5 protein-coding genes and 1 tRNA gene are annotated in these 6316 nt (G+C 61.5%); 3 read left to right on the top strand and 3 right to left on the bottom strand.

Features of this window, described 5'->3' with window-relative positions; all coding sequences use genetic code 11:
• Nucleotides 1-1458, top strand: a 1458-nt coding sequence (locus QZL67_RS06745; protein ID WP_292920039.1) for an S-layer homology domain-containing protein, incomplete at its 5' end; no start/stop codon positions are given.
• Nucleotides 1459-1523: 65 nt separating this feature from the next.
• Here QZL67_RS06745 and QZL67_RS06740 read toward each other — a convergent pair.
• From QZL67_RS06740 to QZL67_RS06730, 3 genes are all read right to left on the bottom strand, one after another.
• Nucleotides 1524-1934 (bottom strand): hypothetical protein, encoded by a 411-nt coding sequence (locus QZL67_RS06740; RefSeq protein ID WP_022289979.1) that lies wholly within the window; start codon nucleotides 1932-1934, stop codon nucleotides 1524-1526.
• 184 nt (nucleotides 1935-2118) lie between these two features.
• Nucleotides 2119-3453, bottom strand: coding sequence for a glucose-6-phosphate isomerase (locus QZL67_RS06735; RefSeq protein WP_022289978.1), 1335 nt, complete (start codon nucleotides 3451-3453; stop codon nucleotides 2119-2121).
• A gap of 149 nt (nucleotides 3454-3602) precedes the next feature.
• Complete coding sequence (locus QZL67_RS06730; RefSeq protein ID WP_022289977.1) at nucleotides 3603-4724, bottom strand: D-alanyl-D-alanine carboxypeptidase family protein; 1122 nt, start codon at nucleotides 4722-4724, stop codon at nucleotides 3603-3605.
• 125 nt (nucleotides 4725-4849) lie between these two features.
• Between QZL67_RS06730 and QZL67_RS06725 the strand changes: the two genes are divergently transcribed.
• Together QZL67_RS06725 and QZL67_RS06720 are read left to right on the top strand one after the other, a co-directional pair.
• Nucleotides 4850-4923, top strand: a tRNA-Gly gene (locus tag QZL67_RS06725).
• 103 nt (nucleotides 4924-5026) lie between these two features.
• The coding region (locus tag QZL67_RS06720) for a M18 family aminopeptidase (protein WP_292920037.1) at nucleotides 5027-6316 on the top strand (1290 nt) is incomplete at its 3' end.

The raw sequence follows: 6316 nt of genomic DNA, 5'->3' as shown, positions 1-6316 counted from the left end.
CTGGCCGCGCTGCTGAGCTGTCTGCTGCTGCCCTCCGCCGCGGCAGCCGGACGCTTTACCGACGTACCCGCCAATCACTGGGCGTCTGCTCAGATCTCCCGTGCGGTGGACCTCGGACTGTTCCAGGGGGAGACCTCTACCCGGTTCGGCCTGGGGCACCCCATGACCCGGGCAGCCTTCGCCGTGGTGCTATGCCGTTTTTTCGGCTGGGAAACCGTGACCCCCGGCCAGGGCAGCTACACGGATAATCAGGACCCGAACGCCTGGTATTACAGCGCCGTGGAGACCGCCTACGCCAACGGCGCCATCACTTCCCAGACGTCCTCTTTCCGCCCCGCAGACCCCATCACCCGGGAGGAGCTGGCTGTGATGCTGCTGCGGGCCATGGGCTACGGCACCATCGCCGGACTTGCCCAGGACCTGCCCATGCCCTTCCGGGATGTGCGCACCAACAGCGGCTACCTCTCCATGGCCTACGCTCTGGGACTGGTCAGCGGAACCTCCGCCACCACCTTTTCTCCCAATCAGGCTGCCACCCGGGAACAGGCCGCCGTGATTTTGATGCGGCTTTATGACAAGCTCCATGCCGCCGATCCGGAGCAGACCGGCATCATCGCCTCCGCCAAGGATACCGCCGACTTCAGCGGCTGCGGCGCGGTGGCGGTGGTCGCCGGGAAGCTGACCTATCCCGGCCATGTGCAGCTGTCGGTTTCCATGCAGGAAAAGGACGCATCTGCCCAAACGGAGGCCATCCAGAGTGCCGGCGCCAAGGCGCTGCTGTACGTCACCGGCAGCGCTTCCACGCTCAAAGATCCTGCCGCATCAACCGCCGCCATTCTGGAGGATGCGGTGACCGCCGGCGGATACGACGGACTGTTTTTGGATCTTCCGGCGCTCAAGGACACCAACAAATCCGACTTCACGGCTCTTGTCCGCTCTCTGCGGGAGGCCCTGGGGGACCGGCTCCTCTACGTGATGGCAGAGGCCCCCGTCTGGCAGGGTACCTCCTACGGCGGATATGACTATGCCGCTCTGGGTGCCGCCGCGGACCGTCTGGTGCTGCGGATCGCCCCCTATGAAAAGGAGTCCGACGGATTCCCCATCGCGCCTCTGGACCCGCTGGAAGAAGTCTATTATGCCCTGGCTGAGCTGAAGGGCACCGTTCCCGCCGGCCATCTGAGCCTGCTTGTGACCACTTCCGCCGCTGCCTGGGACAGCAAAGGTGACCGGAGCGGGACCCTGACCACCAGGGAGCTCCAGGACCTGCTGGAGGAGCGGGGCACCGTCCGCTATTATTCCAGCCGCTATGCCTGCGCCTACCTCACTTCCAGTGAGAAAGACGCCCGGGTGGTGTGGTTCCTGGACGAGACGTCCCTTGCAAAGCGGACGCAGCTGGCAAAGCTCTTCAGCGTCGGCCAGCTCTGCTACAGCGATCTGGGCTCTCTGCCGGTGGCGTAAGTGCAGCGGCAGGGCTGCACAAAAAAAGAGGAAGGGAAACTCCCTTCCTCTTTTTCATACATATCTTACAGATATCTCTTCATGCCGTCGGTGGCCAGGCTCAGGTCCGCGCTGATGGTGACGGTGAACTTGATGTTGTTCTTCTCGCCGAACGCGTCCAGCCAATTCAAAAAGAGCTCTGTATCCTTGTCCACTTCCCGACCCACGGTCTTGCACAGGTTGTCAATGAAAACGTGGGAAATATCGTAGTTGCCGGCATACAGACCGCTGATGAAACCGCGGAACATCTCATAGCTGTTCAGCTTGTACTCATCGGCGTCGATCAGACGAATGTGGTAGTGGATGTCATACGTCATATTGCGGTTGGCTTCGATGCACACCACGTTGCCGGGTTCATCTTTGGCCGCATTGTTGATCAGTTCGATGAGCTGCTTGGTCTTACCGGAACCCTTTACGCCCATAATCAGTCTGACCATAATTATCACTCCTGTTTCTTAAAATCGTGGGATGGGATGCGTGGGTTGATGCTGTATTAAGCATAGCATAAGACGCCGTAAAAAACAATGCAAAAAAGCAAATTCAAAGTTTGTTGATAATTGACATAAACTTTTTTGTCCGCCTGCTGTGGAAAAAGCGGCGCTCAAAGCGCCGCTTTTGTCCTTACTTCTGCAGTTTGGCCTCCAGCTCGGCTTTCCGGTCCTCGTAGCCGGGCTTGCCCAGGAGGGCGAACATGTTCTGCTTATACGCCTCCACACCGGGCTGATCGAAGGGGTTGACGTCGATCAGGTAGCCGGACAGACCGCAGCCGTACTCAAAGAAGTAGATCAGCTGACCCAGATCCCGGGCGCTCTTGCCGTCGGTCTCCACGATGACGTTGGGAACACCGCCCTCGGTGTGGGCCAGGAGCGTTCCCTCCATGGCCCGGTCCCGGATATAGTCCATGGTCTTGCCGGCCAGGAAGTTCAGCCCATCGCCGTTGGCCTCGTCCATGGGCACGGTGAGCTGGCAGTTGGAGGGTCCCAGGCGGACGATGGTCTCAAACATCAGCCGCCGGCCCTGCTGAATATACTGGCCCATAGAGTGCAGATCCGCGGTAAACTCCACACTGGCGGGATAGAGGCCCTTGTCGTCCTTGCCCTCGCTCTCGCCGAAGAGCTGCTTCCACCACTCCGCCATGAAGCGGAAGGCAGGATCGTAGCAGCCCAGCAGCTCGATGGAGCGGCCGGCGCGATAGAGCTCATACCGGATGGCAGCATACTGCCAGGAGGGGCAGTCATAGCCGGGCTGCTCGCACACCTTCATCATGTCGGCGGCACCACCCATCAGCTCGTCGATGTCCACACCAGCCACGGCGATGGGCAGCAGGCCCACGGCGGTCAACACACTGTACCGGCCGCCGATGTCGTCGGGCACCACGAAGGTCTCCCAGCCCTCGGCGTCCGCCAGGGACTTGAGAGCGCCCTTGCTCTTGTCGGTGGTAGCGATGATCCGCTCCCGGGCACCCTCACGGCCGTACTTCTCCTCCAGCAGCTTCCGGAAGAAGCGGAACGCCACGGCAGGCTCGGTGGTGGTACCGGACTTGGAGATGACGTTGACGGTGAAGTCATCGTCTCCCAGCAGGTCCATCACTTCCTGCATGGAATCGGAGCTCAATCCGTTGCCCACGAAATAGATATTGGGCGTATTCTTCTTTTTCAGGTTATAGTTGGGAGAGCACAGGCACTCGATCACACCCCGGGCGCCCAGATAGGACCCGCCAATCCCGATGACCACCAGGGCCTTGGAATTGCCTTGAATCCGGGCAGCCGCCGCTTTGATCCGGGCGAACTCCTCCTTGTCATAATCCCGGGGCAGGTGGACCCATCCGGTGAAGTCGCCGCCGATGCCGGAACCGTTTTGCAGCTTCTCGTGCGCCAGCTTCAGCCGGGGCGCCAGGGCGTCCTCATAGGGCATAGGCAGGAAGGTCTGCATCTGGAACAGTCTCACATCCAACATATGTAAGCTCCTCTCTTTTGTATCGAGCGCGCTTGGATTCCCCCAGCGGGGACGCCGCTCGGTTTACTCGGTTTGATTATAACATTCCCGTTCCCGCCGTACAAGAAAAAAACGTCGTTCGCCTGCCGAAAGTCGGCCGATTTCTTCTCTCATCCCGCCAAAAATGCCGTTTGCAGCACCCGCAGCAGCATCTGTCCGAAGGTGATGCGGGGAATCTCCTCTCCCGCTACCAACGGCAGCTCCGCCACCGTCTCCTCCCCCGAGGTGATGGTAAGGGTTCCCAGCAGTGTCCCCCTGGCCACCGGGGCCTCCACCGCCTCCATCAGGGAGACGGACTGCTCCAGGTTCCCCGCCCTGGCCTTTTCCAGCAGCAGCGCGCTGCCCTCCTCCAGCACCGGCTGCACCGTGGCCTGAGTTCCCAGATGTACTGTCACCGGCGGCAGTGCCTCCTGAGGCGTCACATGTTCCAGACTGTAGGTGGAAAACCCGTAGCTGAGCAGCGTCTTGGCATCTTCAAACCGCTGGGCGGAGGTGGCGTCCTTCATGATGACGGCGATCAGCTCCATACCATCCCGCTCCGCCGTTCCCGAGAGGCAGTAGAGAGCGGAGTCCGTGGAGCCGGTCTTGAGTCCGGTGGCCCCGTCGAAGAACCGGATGAGCTTGTTGGTATTCACCAATTCCGAAGCCCCATTCCGAAGGGAATCCATCCAGATGGTGGTATACTGGCGGATGTCCGGATGGTGCAGTATCAGCTCCCGGCTCATCAGGGCGATGTCATAGGCGGAGGTGACATGGCCCTGGGCGGGAAGGCCTGTGGCATTTTTAAAAGTGGTGTCGTTCATCCCCAGCTCCTTGGCCCGCTGGTTCATCCGCTCCACAAAGGCGTCCTCACTGCCGGCGATCTGTTCCGCCAGCGCCACGGCGCAGTCGTTGGCGGAGACCACACACACCGCCTTGAGCATGTCGGAGACAGTCATCTGCTCGTTTTCCTTCAGCCAGATCTGGCTGCCGCCCATGGAACAGGCGTGGGCGGAGGCGGTGACCACCGTGTCGTAGCTCAGCTGTCCGGAGTCGATGGCCTCCATGGTCAAAAGAATGGTCATGACTTTGGTGACGCTGGCAGGCTCCAGCTTGGTGTGCTCATTTTTGGCAAAGAGGACCGTACCGGTCTCCTTTTCCATCAGCAGGGCCGACGGCGCCGCCACCTCCACAGCCCGGGCACTGGTGGCCAGCACCAGCACCGCCCCCAGCAGCGCGATGATTTTTTTCATGGTGAACCCCCTTTTCCTCGTTGGTACCACTGTATGAGCGGCGGGGGACATTCATGCCGTGCCGTCAATTTTCGGGTTGCATTTTGCAAACGGCTCTGCTATAATGGTCTTCGACTTCCAGGTTTGCGGCCGTAGTTCATCGGTAGAACGGCAGCTTCCCAAGCTGCATAGGTGGGTTCGACTCCCATCGGCCGCTCCAAAAAGAAAGACACGCTTTTCCGCGTGTCTTTCTTTTTGCATTCTTTTGATTTGGGAAAAATCTGATATACTACGTTCAAAATCACCACAAGGGAGTAATCGTTATGGAGCAGACTTTTGCCCGTGAACTTTTGGACTTTCTGGATGCCAGCCCCAGCTGCTACCATGCCGCCGCCAATGTGGCCGCAGCGCTGGAACAGGCTGGATACCGGTGCCTGCGGGAATACGAGCCCTGGCACCTGGAACGGGGCGGTGCCTATTATGTGATGCGGGGCCACTCCACCGTGGCCGCCTTCCGCATCCCCACCGGCGCTGTCCGGGGCTTTTTGCTGGCAGCGGGCCACAGCGATTCCCCCACCCTCAAGCTCCGGCAGGAGGCAGAGCTTGCCTCCCCCGGCAGCTGCCTGCGGCTGAGTGTGGAGCCTTACGGCGGCGGCATCTGGCGGTCCTGGCTGGATCGGCCGCTGTCGGTGGCCGGCCGGGTGATGGTACGGAACGGCGACGCTGTCCGCAGCCGCCTTGTCAACATCGACCGGGATCTGCTGGTGATCCCCAGCGTGGCCATCCACATGGACCGGGAGGTCAACAAAAAAGGCGGGCTGGACCCGGCCCGTGACCTCTTCCCGCTCTTTGCCCAGGGCGCCGAACCCGGCCGGTTCCGGGCGATGGTGGCAGATTGCGCCGGTGTTCCGGAGGCAGACCTCCTCTCCACAGAGCTGTTTTTGTACCCCCGGACCCCCGGCACGCTGCTGGGGCCGGAGGGGGAGTTCGTGGCCGCCCCCCGACTGGATGATCTGCAGTGTGTCTTTGCCTGTCTGCGGGGTTTCCTGGCGGCGGAGCCGGGGGAGAGCATTCCGGTTCTTTGTGTATTCAACAACGAGGAGGTCGGCAGCAACATCCGGCAGGGAGCGGACTCCACCTTCCTCACCGACGTGCTCTCCCGGGTGGCCGGCGGCTTGGGCTGGGAAAGCGAAACCTCTCACGCAGCTCTGGCCAGCAGCTTCCTGGTCTCCGCGGACAACGCCCACGCCGTCCACCCCGCCCACCCCGAGTACGCCGACGCCGGAGAGCGGCCGGTTCTGGGCGGCGGCGTGGTCATCAAGTACAGTGCCGCCCAGCGTTACACCACCGACGCCCTTTCCGCCGCGCTGTTCCAGAGGGTGTGTGAACTGGCGGGGGTCCCTGTCCAGCGCTTCAGCAACCGGCCGGACCTGCCCGGCGGGTCCACGCTGGGCAACATCAGCAGTGCCCACCTGTCCATTCCCACGGTGGACATCGGACTGCCCCAGCTGGCTATGCACGCCTCCTACGAGGTGGCCAGCATCCGGGACACCCAGGCCCTGATCCGGGCCATGACGGTGTATTTCGGCCGCAGCTTCCGCCGTCTGCCGGAC

Source organism: Oscillibacter sp. CAG:155 (genome assembly GCA_000436875.1).
Classification (GTDB): domain Bacteria; phylum Bacillota; class Clostridia; order Oscillospirales; family Oscillospiraceae; genus Oscillibacter.
The sequence above is the reverse complement of the archived record's forward strand: the minus strand, read 5'-3'. Positions and strand labels throughout refer to the sequence as shown.

Excerpts from the sequence above, each read along its gene's own strand:
- QZL67_RS06740 (WP_022289979.1), bottom strand. The coding sequence starts at position 1,934 with ATGGTCAGACTGATTATGGGCGTAAAGGGTTCCGGTAAGACCAAGCAG.
- QZL67_RS06735 (WP_022289978.1), bottom strand. The coding sequence starts at position 3,453 with ATGTTGGATGTGAGACTGTTCCAGATGCAGACCTTCCTGCCTATGCCC.
- QZL67_RS06730 (WP_022289977.1), bottom strand. The coding sequence starts at position 4,724 with ATGAAAAAAATCATCGCGCTGCTGGGGGCGGTGCTGGTGCTGGCCACC.